Source organism: Massilia mucilaginosa (genome assembly GCF_011682145.1).
Taxonomy (GTDB): domain Bacteria; phylum Pseudomonadota; class Gammaproteobacteria; order Burkholderiales; family Burkholderiaceae_D; genus Telluria_A; species Telluria_A mucilaginosa.
The window spans coordinates 60,312-80,679 of sequence record NZ_WHJH01000021.1 but is presented as its reverse complement, the minus strand read 5'-3'; the positions used below and the strand labels follow the sequence as shown (position 1 = coordinate 80,679).

Genomic DNA, 20,368 nt, shown 5'->3' with positions numbered 1-20,368 from the left:
CGCTTCGGCAAGCACTGGACTGGCCTGTCAACGTACCGCGTTCAGTGCCGTAGCCCGTCGCATCAAACTCCCTCGTTTATCGCTGAACTATCTGCGCCCGCCGCAGGTCGAACAAGTCTGCCTGTCGAGTAGCTTTTCGCAGGCAGCTTTCCCTGAGCAATTCTCTCGCTCAAACGCAATCCTTTGTTTCACTGCTGATGCTCCCGCTCGCCAATGGCGACGGCGGCGCCGTAACTCAATGCATCTCATCTCATTGGAGTAGCAAAATGAAATCAAGAAAAGTGATCCATTGTCGTCCGCAACCCGGCTTCACGCTGATCGAGCTGATGATCGTCGTCGCCATTCTCGCCATCCTGGCGGCCATTGCCCTGCCGATGTACCAGGACTATGTGGCGAAGGCAAAAGTGGGCGCCGCCGTAGCCGAAGCGGCCGGCGGCAAAACCGGCATCGATGCCGAGATCGTCATGACGCCTACCATGGACGCCGCCAAAACCTTCGAGGCCACCCGGTTCGCCGATCCGGAAACGCCGAACTGTACCCTGAGCGTCACGCCCGCCGATGCGGGCAAGTCGGTCATTACCTGCACGATCAAAGGCGGCCCGGCTCTGGTGGCCAGTAAGAAAGTCACTTGGACGCGTAGCGAAAACGGCATCTGGAAGTGTGCAGCGGCCGGCATCAAGGGCAAATACTCGACGCCCGTGTGTCCGGGCGACGCCTAGGAGACTTTCCGGCAGTCGGCGCGCATGCACTCGCGGCGCATTTTCTGTAGCAGGAGGCAAGTGTGCGACACCTGGCGGTCAACCATGCGCCGTCAGTGAGCACTTCCTTCAGGTTGCCGGCCGATGGTCATTTTAATCGTCCCGATTACGCTCAAATCGCCGCGTGCCAGCTGCCCGACTTGCCGCCCTGTTTTTCCAGCACCCGCACATTGGTCATGACCATGCCGCGGTCAACCGCCTTGCACATGTCGTAAATGGTCAGCAGGCCGACCTGGACCGCCGTGAGCGCTTCCATCTCGACCCCGGTCTTGCCGACCGTTTCGACCTGGGCACGGCAGTGCACGCTGTTGGCCGCCTGGTCGACCTCGAAATCGACCGCGACGCGGGTGATCGCCAGTGGATGGCACAGCGGCACCAGCTCGCTGGTCTTTTTCGCGCCCATGATGGCGGCGATGCGCGCAATGCCGAGCACGTCGCCCTTTTTTGCGCTGCCCGACAGCACCAGCGCCATCGTTTCCGGCTGCATGCGGATGGTGCCTGCGGCCACCGCGATGCGGTGCGTGTCGCTCTTGCCGGCAACGTCGACCATGTGGGCCTGGCCGGTGGCGTCGAAGTGGGTAAGCTGGTCGTTCTGGGAGGTTGTCATCGGAAAAGGGAGGTAGGGGCTATTCAGGTTATCGGTGGCGCTCGCGACGCCGCTGCAAGGGCGGCGCACTTGCGGTTATCATAGCACCGTGAAATCCAAAACCGCTCCAGCCGACCTGCGCCCGCCGCGCCGCCGATACCGGCGCGCGCTGCTGTCGATCGCCCTGGCGACGGCGCTGGGCGCGCTTGCGCCGTCTGCCCCGGCCCAGAATAATCTGAACGCCACCAGTCTGCCGACCCTGGGCGACACCGCGCGCGAAGACCTTTCTCCGGTGCTCGAACGCCGCCTTGGCGAGGAAATCATGCGCGACATTAAGCGCGACCACGATTTTCTGGACGACGATCCGATTCTCGAATACCTCAACGAATTCGGCAGCGGCCTGGTCGCCTCGTATCCCGGTGCACGCGGTGAAACCAACGCCGATTACTACTTCTTCGCCGTGCGCGATCCGATGCTCAACGCCTTCGCACTGCCGGGCGGCTTCATCGCCGTGCACTCGGCGCTGCTGCTGGCGGCCCAGAGCGAATCCGAACTGGCGTCGGTCATGTCGCACGAAATCGGCCACGTGGCGCAGCGCCACATCGCGCGCATGCTGGGCCAGCAAAAGCAGGATGCGCTGATTCCCCTGGCGGCCATGATCCTGGCCGCGCTTGCCTCCAAGGGCGGCTCGGACGCCGCCGTTGGCGTGTTCATGGGCGGGCAGGGCTTGCAGATCCAGCGCCAGCTCAATTTCAGCCGCGACGCCGAGCGCGAGGCCGACCGCATCGGTTTCCAGATCATGGGGGCGGGCGGCTACGACACCTCCGGCATGGTGGCGTTTTTCGGACGCATGCAGGCGGCCAGCCGTGTCTACAGCGACCTGATGCCGGCCTACCTGCGCAGCCACCCGCTGACCTCGGAGCGCATTTCCGACATCCAGGCGCGCATTCGCGAGATTCCGTACCGCCAGCGCGTCGACAGCCTGGAGTTCCACCTGGTGCGCGCGCGCGCCCGCGTGCTGCAGGATGAAAGCACGCAGGGACGGGTGGAGGCGGCCGCGTTTTTCGACGCCCAGCTGACCCAGCAAAGCCGCCAGCAACAGGCCGGTGCCCAGTACGGCCTGGCTTACCTGGCGCTCAAAAAAGGCGACCTGGCCAGGGCCCAGAGCTGGTTTGAAAAGGCGCGCGGCACCATGCGTCCGACCGAGGGCGCGGTGTTTTCGACCGGGCAAGCCAGTTCCGACGGCGCCGCCATGTTTGCCAGCATGGGGCTGGAAATCAAGCTGGCCCCCGGCCAGCCGGCCTCGGTCAAGCAGCAGGCGCTCAAGGAGGCCGACCAGGCGCATCTGCGCTACCCGCTATCGCGCGGGATTGCGCGCCAGTATGCCGACGCGATGATTGTCAATGGCAAGCTCGACGATGCCGCGCGCTTCCTGCGCGACCAGGCGCAGCTGTACCGCGAAGAGCCGAAACTGCATGAGTTGCTGGCCAAGACCTACGCTGCGCAGGGCAAGATCGCCTTGCAGCACCTGGCGCTGGCCGAATCGTACGCGCTCAGCGGTGGCATGCTGGCCGCGCTCGACCAGTTGACCATTGCGCGCAAGGCCAGCGATGCCTCGTTTTACGACATGGCCGTGATCGACGCGCGCGAACGCGAATTGCAGGCGCGCCGGCGCGAAGAAATGAAAGAAGCGAAGAAGTAGCGGCGCGACGCGGTCGAAACCATTTTGTGGCCCTGCGGTACGAGCCGCCGCAGCCGCACGCGGCATCCTGTGCAGCCGTCATCGCTGCCTTTGCGCAGCGGCAGTGTCAGCCGGACGTGCCTTCGACGGTCCCGCCATCTTCGTCAAATACCGCGGACAGGCTCGGCGCAGCAAGGCTGCGCTCGCACCAATGTTCAAGCTGCGCTTGCGAGGCCTGGCCGATACGCTCCGCCACCGGCTCCGGCAGCTTGCCGAAGCGCCCGCGCAACAGGCTGCCCAGTACCCTTCGTAGCGCGATGGCTTGCCCCTCCTCGATGCCTTCGGCCTTGCCTTCAGCCTTGCCTTCGGCGCAGCCCTTTTGAAAGCCGAGGTGCTGCATCTGCTCGGCCCAGGTTAACGTTGACAGGTCCAGTTCTATGTCCATGTCGCCCTCCTCTGCACTATCCAGGTTAAACAATTGCGTATCGTCCGCTTTACGCGCCAGCAGCGCTTTCCACCACGCCCAGACCGAGGTCCGCAGGCTGGTCAGGGGCGTTGTCCTGAACCAGGTCTTCAGCGCCGGCACATGCGTTGTTAAGACATCGGGGAACAGCGAAAGTTCAATCCGGAACAGCAGCGCCAGCAAATCATCATTGTCATCGAGCGCGTCCCGGTCCAGGCGCCTCTGGTCGATCAGCGCGTAGCGTTGCGATGGCTGCAAGGCCGCCAGCTCGGCGGGCGGCGCCGTCAGCAACTCGGCCAGATCCATGGGCGCGCTCCAGCGCGGCGCGCCGTTGTAGAACACCAGCGGCAGCACCGGCGGCAACAGCAATTCCGGTGACAGTTCATGGCGCTTGACCAGATCCTGGCACAGCAAGCCGACGTAGGTCTGCATGCGCAGCGCCATGCAGCGGTCCACGCCCGACTGGAATTCGAGCAGGATGACCACGTCCAAGACGTGATCGCCAACCCGGACCCGCCACACCACATCGCCCTGGCGTGCCGATGGCCGCTCGCTCACGTAGTCCGCGTTGATGCGTTCGTAGGCCGACAGGGCAACCCCGTCAAGCAGCTTGAATGGCGTAAAGCCGGTGATCAGTTCGCGCACCATTTCCGGGTGCGCGAACAGGGCGCGGTAGCCAAGGTCGTGTGGTTGGGTAGGCATGGGGCATTGTAGCGAGCGAACCTGCCCAGGCTTTGCGCTGCATCAGTCGTGCGCAGGGCGTGCCGTCAGCCGCCTGCGCGCAATTCGTGCCAGTGCTAAACGCCCGCTGGCGCCGGCATCCGGACAAACCGCAAGCGCGTCGCCACCTCGTCGCGCCCGATGCGCTCGACCGGCGCCGCCTGGTCCTTGTAACGCAGCGTCAGCTGGCCGGCGCCGCCATCGAGCCATCCCATCAGCGCTTCGTCGGACGCGCTCTTGCCGTCGATGGCGAGCGCCGCCATCAACTGCGCCACGTCGCGGTCGTCGACCTGGGCGATCTTGCCCGCGCTCTCGATGATCAGCTCGCCGTTTTCGGTCATCCACGCGCGCGTGATCGACGCCACCGGCTCGCCCGTGTGCAGCACCAGCCCCTGCGCCGGATCGGTGCGCGCAATGTACGGCGTCGCTTCCAGGTTCACGAACACGCGCTGCGGGCCGTTCTGGAAAAACCAGCAGCCGCGCTCATCAAACAGGTAATTGCGATTGATAAAACCCAGCAGCGCCACCTGCACCACCTTGTCGCCCGCCAGGTTCAGATGCTGCGCGCGCTCGTCGCGCATGCGCCAGTTGCCGCGCGCGTCGAGCGCCAGCCAGCCGTAGCAATGCGGCACGTCCGGCCATTTGGCCATCGCTTTTTTGACAATATCATCCATGGGCGGCAGCTTCGCATAGTTCGTCCGCGTCTGGCGCGCGCGTCGCAACGGCGGCGTCGAAAAATCCCAGGATGCGGCGCGGCAGCCAGTCCAGCCGTCCCGGCGGATTGCCCACCGCAAAGCCGACATGCCCGCCATGTTCCGGATACTCCAGCGTCACCGCGTCCGACGCGCTGGCCGGCAGATACCTCCCCGGCAAAAACGGATCGTTGCGCGCATTCAGTACCAGGGTCGGCACGGCGATGTCGCCCAGCACATGCCTGGCGCTGGCGCGATCCCAGTAGTCGTCGGTATCGCGGTAGCCGTGCAGCGGCGCGGTGACCACGTTGTCGAAGGCGTACAGGTCGCGCGCGTTCATCAGCGCGTCACGGTCGAACAGGCCCGGAAACTGGTCCAGCTTGGCCAGGCACTTGGGCTTGAGCGTTTTGAGAAACATGCGCGTGTACACCATGTTCACGCCGGAAGAGAGCGCTTCGCCGCCGCGCGCCAGGTCGAGCGGGGCCGATACCGCCACCGCCGCATCGACGATCCCTGCCCGGGATTGCGATTCGCCCAGCCAGCGCAGCAGCGCGTTGCCGCCGAGCGAGACGCCAGCCGCGTACAGCCTGCCTTGCGTGCGCGCGCGCAAACGCCGCACGATCCAGTCGACCTCGTTCGCGTCGCCCGAATGATAAAAGCGCGGCGCCCGGTTCGGCTCGCCCGAGCAGCCCCGGAAATGCGGCACCGCGCCCGACCAGCCGCACGCGCTGACGGCCGCCATCAGGGCGCGCGCGTAGTGGCTGGCGGACGAGCCTTCCAGCCCATGGAACAGCAGCACCAGCGGTTGGCCCGGCTTCCCATCGACAAAATCGACATCGACGAAGTCGCCGTCCGGCGCCTCCCAGCGCTCGCGCCGGAACGCCACCGCCGGTTTGGCGATGGCCACGGCCGGAACCATGGTTTGCAGGTGCCCGCCGGGCAGCCACAGCGGTGCTGTATACAGTGTGGACAAAGTGGAATCAGTGCAGGCTGGAACTCGGATGCTCGTGCGCCGGTACCACGCCGGGCGCGACCGACACATGGTGCAGCACGATGCGCCAGCCCTGCGGCGTCTTGATATACACGTTGGTGGCGACCAGGTGCGCCGGCTCGCTGCCGTTCGAGGTCACGCCTTCGATGACGGTGTGCACCGAACTCATCAAATTGTGGGTCTCGTGCAGCTGCGACGGCCGGATCTGCAAGCCGCCGCGCTCGAGGATCGCTTCCCACGACGCCTGGATCGCCGCATGCCCGTGCAGGCGCGGCCCGCCCGGGTGGATGCAGACGATTTCCTCGTCGTCGGCCCACAGCAGCATCAGCGCGTCGATGTCCCCGCGGTTGAGCGCTTCATAGAACGCGGCTTCGACCTCGGCCGCGCTACCGTTGAGTTGTTTGACTCGTTTCATGCGCCCTCGGCGAAGTAGGGGAAGGGGACCGCTTAGTGATGCGCCATCACCGTACCCGGTTTCAGGCGGTACTCGGTGCCGCAGTACGGACACTTGGCCAGGCCGTCATGGCCGAAGTCGAGGAAGACGCGCGGATGGGACGACCATAGCGTCATCGCCGGATTCGGGCAATGGGCCGGCAGGTCTTTGTCGCCGAGTTCTACCGCTGGCGTTTTCGTGGCGTTCATGGATTCTCCGTCAGGCATGCAAAACCTCGATTTTAGCGGATTCGGGCAATTAGCCGAAATGATCGGTAAAATAGTCTCACCACCTTACGGCCGCGTTCGCTTCTTTCCCTATGAAAACAGGCATGCCGGCGCCCACACTGATTGCGCTTCATGCCAGACCGCATTGTTTCATTCGCACCATTCGCCCGACCTTGTTGTGGCAAGAAAACAACATGAATGACGTGACTCCGCCTCCGGCCGCCTTGCGTCCTCCCGATGAAGACCAGGCCATCTGGCGCGAAGCCTTCAAGACCGGCTTGCCGACCCTGTTCGGCATCGGCGCGTGGGGCCTGGTGGTGGGCATCGCGATGGTCAAGAGCGGCCTGACGGTGCCGCAAGCGCTGGGCATGACCCTGATCGTCTTCGGCGGCTCGGCCCAGCTCGCCTCTCTCCCGCTGATCGTGGCCGACGCCCCCATCTGGGTCGTGTTCGCCACCGCGCTGGTGGTCAATTTACGTTTTGTCATCTTTTCCGCCTTGCTGGCGCCGCACTTTGCCCATTTGCCGTGGCAAAAGCGCTTTTTGCTCGGTTACACGGCGGGCGACCTGACCGTGGCCCTGTTCCTGCAACGTTTCCCGAGCGAAGAACCGGCCCTGGGCAAGGTGTCGTATCTGAAGGGTTTGCTGTACCCTAACTGGGTATCCTGGCAAGTCGGCTCGATTGCCGGCGTGTTCCTGGGCAGCGCGGTCCCGACCGAATGGGGCCTGGGCTTCGCCGGCACCCTGGCCATTCTCTGCATCATGATTCCCCTGACCATCAACCGGGCGGCCCTGTGCGGCGTGCTGGTGGCCGGCGCCACCGCCGTGCTGGCCTACGAACTGCCGTACAAGCTCGGTTTGCTCGCTGCGGTGCTGCTCGGCATGCTGACCGCCATGGCGGTCCAGGCACTCAACGAAAAACGCCTCGCCGCCAAGGGAGAACCGCGTGTCTGACGTCGAAATCTGGATCACCATCATCGCGCTGGCCTTCGCCACCGCCGCCACCCGCAGCTCGTTCTGGCTGATCGGCCATCACATCACCATTCCCAAGAAAGTCCAGGAAATGCTGCGCTTCGCCCCGGCCTGCGCGCTGGCGGCCATCATCGCGCCCGACCTGGTGCTGGGCAATACCGGCCAGCTGCAACTGGGCCTGGACAACTACAAACTGATCGCCGGTATTGCCGCGACGGGTTATTACCTGCTGAGAAGAAATATGCTTGAAACCATCATTTTCGGCATGCTGTTCTTTACGGTCCTGCGTATCTGGTTACAGTAGGGTTTTCGGGCTGGGCTTGCGGTAAAATAGCGTTCTTTCATCATTTGACTCGTGGATCGCCAATGCACGCTGTTCTGAACTTCACCCGTTTGCAAGACCTGATCGACCAACACGCCCTGCAAGGCAAGCGCGTGTTCATCCGCGCCGACCTCAACGTGCCGCAGGACGACGCCGGCAACATCACCGAAGACACCCGCATCCGCGCCTCGGTGCCGGCGATTGCCGCCGCCATCAAGGCGGGCGCCGCCGTCATGGTCACCTCGCACCTGGGCCGTCCGACCGAAGGCGAATTCAAGCCCGAAGACAGCCTGGCGCCGGTCGCCGCGCGCCTGTCAGAACTGCTCGGCCAGCCGGTTGAACTCAAGCAAAACTGGGTCGATGGCGTGGGTTTGGAAAACCTTGCTCCAGGCCAGATCGTGCTGCTGGAAAACTGCCGCGTCAACAAGGGTGAAAAGAAGAATGCCGATGAGCTGGCCCAAAAAATGGCCAGGCTGTGCGATATCTACGTCAACGATGCCTTCGGCACCGCCCACCGCGCCGAAGCGACTACCCACGGCCTCGCCAAATTCGCCCCGGTCGTGTGCGCCGGTCCGCTGCTGGCCGCCGAACTCGATGCACTGGGCAAGGCATTGGGCGCGCCCAACCGTCCGCTGCTGGCCATCGTGGCCGGCTCCAAGGTCTCGTCCAAGCTGTCGATCCTCAAAGCCCTGGCCGACAAGGTCGACAACCTGATCGTCGGCGGCGGCATCGCCAACACCTTCATGAAAGCCGTCGGCCTGAATATCGGCAAGTCGCTGGTCGAAGCCGACCTCGTCACGGAAGCGAAAGCCATCATCGAGATGATGGCCGCGCGCGGCGCCCAGGTGCCGATTCCGGTGGACGTTGTGTGTGCCAAGGAATTCTCGCCAACGGCGTCGGCCACCGTCAAGGACGTGGCCGACGTGGAGGATGACGACATGATCCTCGACATCGGTCCGAAAACCGCCGCCACCCTGGCCGCGCAGATCGCCAAGGCCGGCACCATCGTCTGGAACGGCCCGGTCGGCGTGTTCGAATTCGACCAGTTCGGCGAAGGTACCAAAACGCTGGCGCTGGCGATTGCCGATTCGAATGCCTTCTCGATCGCCGGCGGCGGCGACACCCTGGCCGCGATTGCAAAATACGCGATCAGCGATAAAATTGGCTATATCTCCACGGGCGGTGGCGCCTTCCTCGAATTTCTCGAAGGAAAAACCCTGCCGGCAGTCGAAATCCTGTTACAACGCAGTTCCCAGTAAGCCCACAGCGCAGCCCTCCCGGCTGCGCTTTCACTTCAAGGACTCTCTATGTTTCGTGGTACCAAGATCGTCGCAACGATTGGCCCGGCTTCGACCGACTTCGATATTCTCGTCCGCATGATCGAGGCGGGTGTCGATGTGGTCAGGCTGAATTTTTCGCATGGCAAGGCGCAGGATCACATCGACCGCGCCAACCTGGTGCGGCGCGCCGCCGCCCAGTGCGGCCGCGAAGTGGCGATCATGGCGGACATGCAGGGTCCCAAGATTCGTGTAGGTAAGTTTGAACAGGGCAAGATTTTCCTGGAAACGGGCGACAAGTTCATCCTCGACGCCAAGTGGGGCGAGAACGGCGAACTGGGCAACCAGGAACGCGTCGGGCTCGACTACAAAGCCTTGCCGCGCGACGTGCGCACCGGCGACAAGCTCTTGCTCAACGATGGCTTGATCGTGCTCGTGGTCGAGCGCATCCTGGCGCACGAGATTTTCACCGTGGTCAAGGTCGGCGGCGAGCTGTCCAACAACAAGGGCATCAACCGCCAGGGCGGCGGCCTGACCGCGCCGGCCCTGACCGCCAAGGACATGGAAGACATCAAGACGGCCATGAGTTTCCAGGCCGACTATCTGGCTATTTCCTTCCCGAAAAGCGCGACCGACATGGAAATGGCGCGCCAGCTGGCCAATATCGCCGGCGAACCGTTCCACCACAAGCCGATGATGATCGCCAAGATCGAGCGCGCCGAAGCGATTCCTGTACTACAGGAAATCCTGGACGCCTCCGACGGCATCATGGTCGCGCGCGGCGACCTGGCTGTCGAAGTCGGCAACGCCGCCGTGCCGGCGCTGCAAAAACGCATGATCCGCATGGCGCGCGCCTCCAACAAGCTGGCCATCACCGCGACCCAGATGATGGAGTCGATGATCGTCAACGCCGTGCCGACCCGCGCCGAAGTGTCCGACGTCGCCAACGCCGTGCTGGACGGCACCGACGCCGTCATGACCTCGGCCGAAACCGCCTCCGGCCGCTACCCGATCGAAACCGTCGAAATGATGGCCGCGATCTGCCTGGAGGCCGAGCAGTCCGAGTACAACAAGCTCGACGCCGACTTCCTCAACGTGACCTTCACCCGCATCGACCAGTCGATCGCCTACGGCGCCCTGTTCACCGCGCATCACCTGCGCGTGAAAGCCATCGTGGCGCTGACCGAGTCCGGTTCGACCGCCTTGTGGATGAGCCGTCACAGCATCGACACGCCGATCTACGCGCTCACGCCGAGCACCACCACGCACCGCAAGGCTGCACTGTACCGCAATGTGCGCGCCTACAATCTGCTGCAGGAAGGCGACAGCACGGCGGTGCTCAAGCAGGCCGAGGATTTGATGGTCGCCAAGGGAATCGTCAAGAAGGGTGACATGATCGTCGTCACCTGGGGCGAGCCGATGGGGCAGGTGGGCGGCACCAATGCGCTGAAGATCGTGCGCGTCGGCGAATTTGGTTAATTGACATTTCGCCGCGCCCCTCGCGGGCGCGGCCAGCATCGACTATGCGGCCCGCGCTGAATCACAGCCGCCGCCGCCGCCCCGGGCGTTGCGCGCTACCCGCGCGGTCTGCGCTCTTCTGGCGGCACACAGTTTTCTATTGTTTGGAGTATTACCATGTCCCTCGTATCCATGCGTCAACTGCTGGACCATGCCGCCGAAAACGGTTATGGCCTGCCTGCGTTTAACGTCAACAACCTCGAACAGGTGCAGGCCATCATGGCTGCCGCCGACGCGGTCGGTTCCCCGGTCATCATGCAAGCGTCCGCTGGCGCCCGCAAGTATGCCGGCGAAGCCTTCCTGCGCCACCTGATCGACGCCGCTGTCGAAGCTTACCCGCACATTCCGGTCGTCATGCACCAGGATCATGGCCAGTCGCCGGCGGTCTGCATGACCGCGATCCGCTCCGGCTTCACCTCGGTGATGATGGACGGCTCGCTCGAAGCCGACGGCAAGAGCGTCGCTTCCTACGAATACAACGTCGATGTCTCGCGTGAAGTGGTCAAGTTCGCGCACTCGATCGGCGTGACCGTCGAAGCCGAACTGGGCGTGCTCGGTTCGCTCGAGACCATGAAGGGCGACAAGGAAGACGGCCACGGCGCCGACGGCCTGATGACCCGCGAACAGCTGCTGACCGACGTGGCCCAGGCCGCCGACTTCGTGCAGCGCACCCAGTGCGACGCGCTGGCGATCGCCATCGGCACCTCGCACGGCGCCTACAAGTTCACGCGCAAGCCGACCGGCGACATCCTGGCCATCGACCGCATCAAGGAAATTCACGCGCGCATCCCGAACACCCACCTGGTGATGCACGGTTCCTCGTCGGTGCCGCAGGAATTGCTGGCGATCATCCGCGAATTCGGCGGCGACATGAAAGAAACCTACGGCGTGCCGATTGAAGAAATCCAGGAAGGCATCCGTCACGGCGTTCGCAAGATCAACATCGACACCGACATCCGCCTGGCCATGACTGCCGCCGTGCGCAAGTACATGTTCGAGAACCCGTCCAAGTTCGACCCGCGCGACTTCCTCAAGCCTGCCCGCGAAGCGGCGACCGAGATTTGCAAGGCGCGCTTCCTGTCGTTCGGCTGCGAAGGCCAGGCCGCCAAGATCAAGGTCATGACCATGGACCAGATGGCCGAGCGTTACAAAAAAGGCGAGCTGGCACAGATCGTGAAGTAAACAAGTAAACTGTAGGCCGAACCAAGGTAGTACCCGCACGCGCCTTTTGGGCGCGCGTGTTTTTGCCCTGTCATTATTGCTGTTTTTTTGACCATCTTTCATCATGTACACAGGCAGCTGCCTCTGCGGCGCGGTCCGCTACGAAATCCACGGCGACGTCGATCGTACCAGTCTCTGCTGGTGCTCCATGTGCCAGAAGCAGCACGGCGCCGCCAACGGCCCGTATGCGAACGTGGCATCAGGCGCCCTGCGCATCGTCGCCGGGCCCGAGGCGATCACGCGCTACGCGTCCTCGCCCGGTGTCGAGCGCGCGTTCTGCGGCGTGTGCGGGTCCAACCTGACCTGGCGGATGGCGGAGCACAGCGACCGTATCGCCGTCACCCTCGGCACCTTCGACACGCCCTACGAAGGCCGGGTGACGCATGAATTGCACACCGATAGCAAGCCGGGCTGGCTGCCCTAACCACCTCAAGGATTCACATGTCTGGCGTTCTCGAAACAAACCTGAAGTCCCTGCCTTTCCTGCACCGTGGGAAAGTACGCGACATTTACGCCGTCGGCGACGACAAACTGCTGGTCATCCAGACCGACCGCCTGTCCGCCTTCGACGTCATTTTGAATGAGCCGATCCCCGAAAAGGGCAAGATCCTGACGGCCATGTCCAATTTCTGGTTCGCCAAGTACAAGGACCTGATGCCCAACCACGACACCGGCATCGATCCGGTTTCGCTGGTCTCGCTTGACGAGCGCGCGCAGGTCGAAGGGCGCGCCATCGTGGTGAAAAAAATGACGCCGCTGGGCATCGAAGCCATCGTGCGCGGCTACCTGATCGGTTCCGGCTGGAAGGATTACCAGAAGACCGGCAAGGTCTGCGGCATCGACCTGCCGGCCGGCCTGCGGGAAGCGCAAAAATTGCCGAGCGTGCTGTTCACGCCATCGACCAAGGCCCCGGCCGGCGCCCATGACGAGAACATTTCCTTCGAAGAAGCCCAGAACATCGTCGGCGCCGACATCGCCACCCAGGTGCGCGACTATGCGATCGCGCTCTACACCGCCGCCGCCGAATACGCGGCCACGCGCGGCATCATCATCGCCGACACCAAGTTCGAATTCGGCCTGGACCAGCACGGCACCGTGCACCTGATCGACGAAATCCTCACGCCGGACTCCTCGCGCTTCTGGCCGATGTCGAGCTACCAGGTCGGCATGTCGCCGCCGTCGTACGACAAGCAGTTCGTGCGCGACTACCTGGAAACCCTGACCGACTGGAACAAGGCCGCACCGGCCCCGGCCGTGCCGGATGAGGTCATCGCCAACACCCGCGCCAAATACGTCGAAGCGCTCGAGCGCCTGACCGGCGACACCTTGAAGGCTTGATGATGAGCACTCAAGAAACCAAGCCGCTGGTCGGCATCGTCATGGGTTCCTCGTCGGACTGGGAAGTCATGCAGCACGCCGTCAACATGCTCAAGGACTTCGGCGTGCCCTTCGAAGCCCAGGTCGTCTCGGCCCACCGCATGCCCGATGAGATGTTCTCGTATGCCGACAGCGCCCGTGCGCGCGGCCTGCGCGCCATCATCGCCGGCGCCGGCGGTGCTGCTCACTTGCCGGGCATGATCGCGGCCAAGACCATCGTGCCGGTGCTCGGCGTGCCGGTGCCGTCGCGCTATCTGTCGGGCAAGGATTCCCTGCTGTCCATCGTGCAGATGCCGAAGGGCATTCCAGTCGCCACTTTCGCTATCGGTGAAGCGGGCGCGGCCAACGCGGCGCTGGCCGCCGTTGCCATGCTGGCTTGCACCGACGACGCCCTGGCCGCGCAGCTCGAACAATTCCGCGCGCGCCAGACGGCCGCCGCCAAGGCTTCGGTATTGCCGGTATGACGCAACAGCATTCTCCGTCGCAAGGCGCATTTTTGCCTCCGGCCCGGCTCGGCGTCATGGGTGGCGGCCAGCTCGGCCGCATGTTCGTGCATGCCGCCCAGGCCATGGGTTTCAAGGTGGCCGTGCTGGAAGCGGCGCCCGACAGTCCTGCCGGGCACGCCGCCGACAGCCTGATCGCGGCCGATTACAGCGATCCCCAGGCGCTGGCCCAGCTCGGCCAGTCCTGCGTGGCTGTCACCACCGAATTCGAAAACGTGCCCGCCGACAGCCTGCGCCTGCTGGCCACCCACGCCTTTGTCGCCCCCGGCGCCGACTGCGTGGCGATTGCCCAGGACCGGATCGCCGAAAAGCGCTTCCTGGCCGGCTGCGCGGCGCGTTCCGGGGTTCCTCCGGCGCCGCACAAGACCATCGCCACCCTGATCGACATCGACAGCATCGACGACCTGCTGCTGCCGGGCATCCTCAAGACGGTGCGCATGGGCTACGACGGCAAGGGCCAGGCCGTGGTCCGTTCGCGCGACGATGTGCGCGCGGCATTCAATGCCATGGGTGGCGTTACTTGCCTGCTCGAAAAAATGCTGCCGCTGGCCTACGAAGTGTCGGTCCTGACCGCGCGCGGCGCCGATGGCGAGTCGGTGGTCTACCAGATCGCCGAAAACGTGCACCGCGACGGCATCCTGTTCACCACCACCGTTCCCGGCCCGAACGTGTCGCTTGATAGCGCCGCCAAAGCGCAGCAGGCCGCCAGGGTCATCGTCGACCAGCTCGCCTATGTCGGCGTGCTGTGCATCGAATTTTTCGTGCTGACCGACGGTTCGCTGGTGGTCAACGAAATGGCGCCGCGTCCGCACAACAGCGGCCACTACACGATGGATGCCTGCGTCACCAGCCAGTTCGCGCAGCAGGTACGCGCCATGGCGCGCCTGCCGCTGGGCGAGGTGCGCCAGCATTCGCCGGCCGTCATGCTCAACTTGCTCGGCGACATCTGGTTCGCCGATGGTTCGGACACCCCGGCGGAACCCGCCTGGGCCGAGCTGCTGGCGCTGCCGGGCGCCTGCCTGCACCTGTACGGCAAGGAAGCGGCGCGGCGCGGCCGCAAGATGGGCCACGTGACCTTCATCGCCCCGACCCTGGCGCAAGCGCAAAGCCAATTGGCCGCCGCCTGCGCCATTCTCGGGATCGCGGCATGAGCGGGGTTGCGCTCGACCAGGCCCCGCTCGACCTGGCCGCCATCGAGGCGGCCGCCCGCCTGCTGGAGCAGGGCCGCCTGGTGGCCTTGCCGACCGAGACCGTCTATGGCCTCGGCGCCGACGCCGAAAACCCGGACGCCGTGGCCCGCATCTACCAGGCCAAGGGCCGTCCGCAAGACCACCCGGTGATCGTGCATGTGGCGCCGGACGCCGACCTCGGCTACTGGGCGACGGCCATCCCCGCCGAAGCCGGGCAACTGGCGGCCGCCTTCTGGCCCGGCCCCCTGACCATGATCCTCAAGCGCGCCGCCAACATTCCGGACGCCGTCTCGGGCGGCCAGGATACGGTCGGCCTGCGCTGCCCCTCGCATCCGGTCGCTATTGCGCTCTTGCGGTCGTTCAAGGGCGGCAGGGGAGGGGTGGCGGCGCCTTCGGCCAACAAATTCGGCCACGTCAGCCCGACCACGGCCCGGCACGTCATCGACGAGTTCGGCGCCGACGGCACGGTGGACGCCGTGCTCGACGGGGGACAGAGCGCGGTCGGGATCGAATCGACCATCGTCGACCTGTCGCGCCTGGCAACCCACGGCCCGGTATTGCTGCGCCCCGGCCACATCAGCGCCGAAGCGATCGCCGCCGTCATCGACGCCATGCCGGCCGCTCCCGACGCGGCCGCGCCGCGCGCTTCCGGCACCCTGGAATCGCACTACGCGCCGCACACGCCGGTGGCGATGCAGGCCAGCGCCGAGATTGGCGAGACCCTCGCACGATTGAAGAATGCGGGAAAGAAAGTGGCTTTGATACACTACTCGCACTTCCCGGATGTGTTCGCTGAGAGTCAGTTACCCACAAGCCCGGAAGGTTTCGCACACGCACTGTATGCGGCGTTGCGCGCGATGGATGCGGCCGGTGCCGACCTGATTCTGGTCGAGGCGCCGCCGCGGGATCATGCCTGGCTGGGCGTAAACGACCGTTTGCGCCGCGCCGCGCATGGATCGACCGGCATCGTGCACGGCCTGCTCAACCACGAACCCTTTTCCTGACGGACTACACCATGCGCCTCGCTTTCGCCGCCCTCCTCACCCTATCATTAACGGCTTGTGGAGGCAGCGACGACGCGCCCGCCCCGACGCCCACGCCGACCCCGACGCCAGTCCCGACCCCGACCCCCACGCCGGTTCCGACCCCGACGCCGACCCCGGCGGCGCGCGGCAGCGTGATCGGCGGCGGCGCGGCCGTCATGCCGGTCAGCGCCAACGGCGCCAACGTCACCACCCTCGACCCGGCCGTGTTCGGCAAGCTGCTCGACTCGCTCCAGACCGGCACCACCGCCCTGACGGGCGAGCTCAAGTGCTCGGTGACGACCTGGAAGGTGCGCTACAACACCGTCGGCGGCGCCAACGAAGCGACCGACGCCAGCGCCGCCATCATGGTGCCTTCGGGCAGCGACCCGGAATGCAGCGGACCGCGCCCGGTGCTGCTGTACGCGCACGGTACCTCGTCCGAACGCAACTACGACATGTCGACCCTGGCCAACACCGAATCGCGCCTGATCGCCGCCATGTTCGCCGCGCGCGGCTACGTCGTGGTGGCCCCGAACTACGCCGGCTATGCCAATTCCTCGCTGGCCTACCATCCTTACCTTGATGCTGCCCAGCAATCGAACGACATGATCGACGGCCTGCGCGCCGCGCGCAGCGTGTTCGGCGCCATCAAGACGGCCGATTCCGGCAAGCTGTTCCTGACTGGCTACTCGCAGGGCGGTTACGTGGCCGTGGCCACCCAGCGCGCCATGCAGGGCCTGGCCGGCGAGTTCAAAGTGAGCGCCGTGGCCGGCATGTCCGGACCGTACGCCCTGGCCCAGTTCGGCGACGAGATGTTCAACGGCAAGCCAGGCAAGGGCGCCAGCGGCTTCCTGCCGGCGCTGATCAACGCCGGCCAGCGCGCCAACGCCGGCGTGTATGCCGCGTCAAGCGAGCTGTACGAAGCCCCGTTCGCCGCCGCCGTGGACAAATTCGCCAGCGGCGCCATCACCGTGGAAGACTTGCTGAACACCCCGGGCTGGCCCGACAACGCCCTGTTCGCCAAGGATTCGCAGCCGCAGGTGGACGGCTACGGCGACTATTTCGGCGCCGGCAACCTGTTCAAGACCAGCTACCGCAACAATTACCTGGCCGACCTCAAAGCCCGTCCGTGCAACGTCACGGCCGCATCGCCGCTGGTTTGCGCACCCGGGCATCCGCTGCGCAAACTGTTCGTCAAGAACGACCTGCGCACCTTCGTGCCGAGCGCGCCGCTGCTGCTGTGCGGCGGCCATGAAGACCGCACCGTCGCGTACAGCAACACGCGCGCCGCCGTCGATTACTTCCGCGCCGGCAGCGGCAGTGCGCTGGTGACCGAAGTCGACGTCGACGACACCCCGGGCAGCACCGATCCTTACCGCTCGGTCAAGACCAACTTCGCCGCCGCCAAGCTGGCCGTCAAGCTCAACGCCATCAAGAGCGGCGACTCGGGCGACCGCGCCGTGGCCGACACCTACCACGCCGGCCTGGTGCCGCCGTTCTGCCTGAGCGCCGTGCGCGGCTTCTTCAACGCCGCCCTCGCGCCTTGATCGCGGCCACCATAAAATGCCGCACGCTTGCCGGATACGATTGATATAATCCGGCAACTTTTTTATGGCGCGATCTGTTGCGTTCAACTGACATTTTGCCAAGGTGTTTTCCTATACAAGTAGTGGGAAGACTGGCATATTAGTTGGGTAGGGAATAGCACGGCCGTTCGTTTATAAAAACTATATTTCACCAGGAGACACAATGCGTCACATCAATTTTGCGCTGACTTTGCTCACCGCAGCCGTCCTGACTGCCTGCGGCGGCAGCGAGACCGGCAATCAAGACCTCAAAACCAAATTCTCTTCCCAGGTTTCGTTCGGCGACAGCCTGGCGGACGTGGGTACCTACAACGTCGGCATGGTCAAGACATTGGGCGGCGGCAAGTTCACGATCAATGGCGACAACACCGCCAAGAACCCGGCCCTGACCGGCAAGAACTGGACCGAATTCATGGCTGCCCAGTTCGGCCTGCCCGCACCGTGCCCGGCCCAGACCGGCCTGGACGGCGACGCCGGCAAAGGCTTCTCGGTACCCGTGGTCAACAACAACGCTTGCCTGGGCTATGCCCAGGGCGGCGCGCGCGTGACCAATCCTGTCGGACCCGGCAACAAACTGACCGGTTCGGCCATCGGCCAGCTGACCGTGCCGATCACGACCCAGGTCGCTAATCACCTGGCGCGCAACGGCGGCAAGTTCAAGGGCGATGAAGTGGTGCTGATGATTGGCGGCGGCAACGATGCGCTGGCCATGATGGGCGAGTTGTCGGCCTACGCCACGGCGGAAGGCAACAAGTTTTTCGCCGGCAATTTGACCGCCCAGCTCGCCGCTGGCGCGACCAATCCGGCCACCGCCGCGCAAGCCATCGGCGGCGCCATCATGATGGAATCGCAGCGCACCGGTTCGACCCAGGAAAGCATCGTCGGCGCTGCCGTGCAGGCCGCCGCTACCCAGCCGGGCAACCAGATGGTCGGCCAGCAAGCCGTGTACGGCCCGATGGTCGCCAAGGCCCTGGCTGCCGCGAAAATCGAAGGCGCCAAGGCGGGCGCCGCGTACGTCACCGCCCAGGGACCGAGAATGATTGCCGCGATGGGCGTGGCCGGCGACGAAATGGCGGCACTGGCAAAAACCCAGGTGGTGGGCAAAGGCGCCAATTACGTCGTCGTCAACAACCTGCCGGACCTGGGCCATGCGCCTGCTTCGAAGAAGGAAGGCGTGCCGCAGGCGCTGGTGATCGCCATGGTCGACAAGTTCAACGCCCAGCTGAAGGCGGGCGTGGCCGGCGAAGCCAAGATCCTGTACGTGGATCTGTGGGCCATCAGCCACGACCAGATCACCAATCCGGCCCCGTACGGCCTGAGCGAAACCGGCAAGGCGGCCTGCGGCGACAACGCCCTCGGCCACACCTCGCTGGCATGCACCGGCAGCAACACGATCGCTGGCGATGTCAGCCGCTACATGTTCGCCGACGACGTCCATCCGACCCCGTTCGAAAATTCGCTGATCGCGAAATACGTGGCCGAGCAGATGATCGTCAAAGGCTGGCTGTAAGCCGCACGCACCCATAATAAGAATCTGGAGAAAAAATGAAATTACGTATGAGTAGTGTCGGCAAGGCAGTTGCCGCGGCGGCCGTGATGGCAGTCGCGTCGGGCGCATCGGCGCAGTCGGCCGGCCAGTGGACGGCCAAGGTCGGCGTCGCCGAAATCACGCCCAAGGTCAAGAGCGGCGACGTCAGCGCTCCCGCGCTGCCGGGCACCAAGGCCGCCATCGGTTCCGATACCAAGCCGGTCTTTTCATTCGCGTACAGCCTGACCGATAACGTCTCGGCCGAACTCGACCTGGGCATGCCGTTCAAGCACACCTTGTACGGCGACGGCGCCATCAAGGGCACGGGCAAGCTGGGCACGGTCAAGGCGCTGCCGCCGACCTTTCTGGTGCAGTACCGCTTCTTCAAGCCGGAAGCGATGCTGCGTCCCTACGTGGGCGCGGGCGTGACGTACGCGTATTTCGCCAAGGAGACCGGTTCCGGCCGCCTGACCGCGATCAGCGACATCGGCGGTCCGGCGACCACCTTCAAGGTCAAGAACAAGCTGGCCACCAGCCTGCAGGCCGGCCTGGTGTACAACATCAACGAGCGCTGGTTCGCTGACGTGGCGTACATCAAGAGCTTCCTGAAGACCAAGGTCGACTTCTCGTCCGGCCAGACGCAGGACATCACGCTCGATCCGCAGGTGATCAGTGTGGGGATTGGCTACAAGTTCTGATGTAAAAAAACCCGCTTCGGCGGGTTTTTTCTGGCATGGCCGTTCTTACCTCAAGACGCCAAACGGGTTCGCCACCTTGACCGACGCATTCTTGAGCAGCGCCGGGTCAAGGCCAATCTCTTCCCACGAAAAATTGAGTTCGACGACGTGCGTGGTCGTCTTGCACAGATCCGGCGTGATCCGCAAGATGTCCATGCTCAAGGTGATTTTCCCCGTCGTGCCCTTGCTCACGCGTATCTCGAAGTCTTCCTTGCCGGTGCACCCGGTCGACGTGACCCAGATGGTCAGGTGTTTCTCGTCGAAGCGCAGGCCTTGCAAGCGTTCCAGGGCATCTTTTTTGGCAATGATCGTGTCCATATCGTCTCCATTGGAATGTTCAGGCCGGCAGATCCGGCCCTGATAGCAAATCATAGAAACGCACGACATCGAGCGCTTAATCTGCGTCACGCTCTGTCCACATGGACCGCTTGGACCAGACGACGAAGGTCCGCAGCGATGCGGACGGTGTTCTGGCAAAATGTTGCTTATGGAATATTTCAATTGCCTCGTAAATATGCCGTCAGATAGCATGCGCGGTTTTGCCCTGCTTGAATGAAGGAAG

At 64.3% G+C, this 20,368-nt stretch carries 22 protein-coding genes; 15 read left to right on the top strand and 7 right to left on the bottom strand.

The window, feature by feature from the left end; translation table 11 throughout:
• Positions 1-266: 266 nt before the first annotated feature.
• Positions 267-719, top strand: coding sequence for a pilin (locus tag F2P45_RS36240; RefSeq protein ID WP_166877937.1), 453 nt, complete (start codon positions 267-269; stop codon positions 717-719).
• 151 nt (positions 720-870) lie between these two features.
• Here the strand turns inward: F2P45_RS36240 and moaC are convergent, their stop codons facing one another.
• Positions 871-1,365, bottom strand: a complete 495-nt coding sequence (gene moaC, locus F2P45_RS17875; RefSeq protein ID WP_166877934.1) for a cyclic pyranopterin monophosphate synthase MoaC — start codon at positions 1,363-1,365, stop codon at positions 871-873.
• A gap of 88 nt (positions 1,366-1,453) precedes the next feature.
• Here moaC and F2P45_RS17870 point away from each other — a divergent pair, with 88 nt between their 5' ends.
• Positions 1,454-3,046 (top strand): beta-barrel assembly-enhancing protease, encoded by a 1,593-nt coding sequence (locus F2P45_RS17870; protein WP_370663269.1) that lies wholly within the window; start codon positions 1,454-1,456, stop codon positions 3,044-3,046.
• A 106-nt stretch (positions 3,047-3,152) separates the two neighbouring features.
• On the opposite strand, the gene F2P45_RS17865 is transcribed toward F2P45_RS17870, so the two are convergent.
• The 5 genes from F2P45_RS17865 to F2P45_RS17845 form a co-directional block, all read right to left on the bottom strand.
• On the bottom strand, positions 3,153-4,190 hold the full coding sequence (locus F2P45_RS17865; RefSeq protein WP_166877931.1) for an Rpn family recombination-promoting nuclease/putative transposase: 1,038 nt from the start codon (positions 4,188-4,190) through the stop codon (positions 3,153-3,155).
• Between the two features lie 95 nt (positions 4,191-4,285).
• Positions 4,286-4,882, bottom strand: a complete 597-nt coding sequence (locus F2P45_RS17860) for a DUF2946 family protein (RefSeq protein ID WP_166877928.1) — start codon at positions 4,880-4,882, stop codon at positions 4,286-4,288.
• Complete coding sequence (locus F2P45_RS17855; RefSeq protein WP_229505141.1) at positions 4,875-5,819, bottom strand: YheT family hydrolase; 945 nt, start codon at positions 5,817-5,819, stop codon at positions 4,875-4,877. The genes F2P45_RS17860 and F2P45_RS17855 overlap by 8 nt, the downstream gene beginning before the upstream one ends.
• 61 nt (positions 5,820-5,880) lie before the next feature.
• Positions 5,881-6,306: a YybH family protein gene (locus tag F2P45_RS17850; RefSeq protein ID WP_166877921.1), complete on the bottom strand. Its 426-nt coding sequence runs from the start codon at positions 6,304-6,306 to the stop codon at positions 5,881-5,883.
• A 32-nt stretch (positions 6,307-6,338) separates the two neighbouring features.
• Positions 6,339-6,533 carry a zinc-finger domain-containing protein gene (locus tag F2P45_RS17845; protein ID WP_099874977.1) on the bottom strand — a complete coding sequence of 65 codons (195 nt, stop codon included), beginning with the start codon at positions 6,531-6,533 and terminating at the stop codon, positions 6,339-6,341.
• A 212-nt stretch (positions 6,534-6,745) separates the two neighbouring features.
• Between F2P45_RS17845 and F2P45_RS17835 the strand changes: the two genes are divergently transcribed.
• From F2P45_RS17835 to F2P45_RS17775, 13 genes are all read left to right on the top strand, one after another.
• Positions 6,746-7,504, top strand: a complete 759-nt coding sequence (locus F2P45_RS17835) for an AzlC family ABC transporter permease (RefSeq protein ID WP_166877917.1) — start codon at positions 6,746-6,748, stop codon at positions 7,502-7,504.
• Positions 7,497-7,826 carry an AzlD domain-containing protein gene (locus tag F2P45_RS17830; protein ID WP_166877914.1) on the top strand — a complete coding sequence of 110 codons (330 nt, stop codon included), beginning with the start codon at positions 7,497-7,499 and terminating at the stop codon, positions 7,824-7,826. Before F2P45_RS17835 ends, F2P45_RS17830 begins: the two co-directional genes overlap by 8 nt.
• Before the next feature lie 62 nt (positions 7,827-7,888).
• Positions 7,889-9,103 (top strand): phosphoglycerate kinase, encoded by a 1,215-nt coding sequence (locus tag F2P45_RS17825; RefSeq protein WP_166877911.1) that lies wholly within the window; start codon positions 7,889-7,891, stop codon positions 9,101-9,103.
• A 48-nt stretch (positions 9,104-9,151) separates the two neighbouring features.
• Positions 9,152-10,600, top strand: a complete 1,449-nt coding sequence (gene pyk, locus F2P45_RS17820; RefSeq protein ID WP_166877909.1) for a pyruvate kinase — start codon at positions 9,152-9,154, stop codon at positions 10,598-10,600.
• Between the two features lie 156 nt (positions 10,601-10,756).
• Positions 10,757-11,821, top strand: a complete 1,065-nt coding sequence (fba, locus tag F2P45_RS17815; RefSeq protein WP_166877905.1) for a class II fructose-bisphosphate aldolase — start codon at positions 10,757-10,759, stop codon at positions 11,819-11,821.
• Positions 11,822-11,924: 103 nt separating this feature from the next.
• On the top strand, positions 11,925-12,284 hold the full coding sequence (locus tag F2P45_RS17810) for a GFA family protein (RefSeq protein WP_267877356.1): 360 nt from the start codon (positions 11,925-11,927) through the stop codon (positions 12,282-12,284).
• A gap of 17 nt (positions 12,285-12,301) precedes the next feature.
• Complete coding sequence (locus tag F2P45_RS17805; protein WP_166877899.1) at positions 12,302-13,198, top strand: phosphoribosylaminoimidazolesuccinocarboxamide synthase; 897 nt, start codon at positions 12,302-12,304, stop codon at positions 13,196-13,198.
• A gap of 2 nt (positions 13,199-13,200) precedes the next feature.
• The gene (purE, locus tag F2P45_RS17800) at positions 13,201-13,701 is read left to right on the top strand and encodes a 5-(carboxyamino)imidazole ribonucleotide mutase (RefSeq protein ID WP_166877896.1); all 501 of its coding nucleotides are present in this window, start codon (positions 13,201-13,203) and stop codon (positions 13,699-13,701) included.
• Complete coding sequence (locus F2P45_RS17795) at positions 13,698-14,891, top strand: 5-(carboxyamino)imidazole ribonucleotide synthase (protein ID WP_166877893.1); 1,194 nt, start codon at positions 13,698-13,700, stop codon at positions 14,889-14,891. Before purE ends, F2P45_RS17795 begins: the two co-directional genes overlap by 4 nt.
• Positions 14,888-15,934 carry an L-threonylcarbamoyladenylate synthase gene (locus tag F2P45_RS17790; RefSeq protein WP_166877889.1) on the top strand — a complete coding sequence of 349 codons (1,047 nt, stop codon included), beginning with the start codon at positions 14,888-14,890 and terminating at the stop codon, positions 15,932-15,934. Before F2P45_RS17795 ends, F2P45_RS17790 begins: the two co-directional genes overlap by 4 nt.
• 11 nt (positions 15,935-15,945) lie before the next feature.
• Positions 15,946-17,502: an alpha/beta hydrolase family protein gene (locus tag F2P45_RS17785; protein ID WP_166877886.1), complete on the top strand. Its 1,557-nt coding sequence runs from the start codon at positions 15,946-15,948 to the stop codon at positions 17,500-17,502.
• Positions 17,503-17,704: 202 nt separating this feature from the next.
• The gene (locus tag F2P45_RS17780) at positions 17,705-19,051 is read left to right on the top strand and encodes an SGNH/GDSL hydrolase family protein (RefSeq protein ID WP_166877883.1); all 1,347 of its coding nucleotides are present in this window, start codon (positions 17,705-17,707) and stop codon (positions 19,049-19,051) included.
• 35 nt (positions 19,052-19,086) lie between these two features.
• Positions 19,087-19,767, top strand: coding sequence for an OmpW/AlkL family protein (locus F2P45_RS17775; protein WP_187367185.1), 681 nt, complete (start codon positions 19,087-19,089; stop codon positions 19,765-19,767).
• A gap of 45 nt (positions 19,768-19,812) precedes the next feature.
• Here the strand turns inward: F2P45_RS17775 and F2P45_RS17770 are convergent, their stop codons facing one another.
• Positions 19,813-20,124, bottom strand: a complete 312-nt coding sequence (locus tag F2P45_RS17770) for a hypothetical protein (RefSeq protein ID WP_166877880.1) — start codon at positions 20,122-20,124, stop codon at positions 19,813-19,815.
• Between the last annotated feature and the right edge of the window lie 244 nt (positions 20,125-20,368).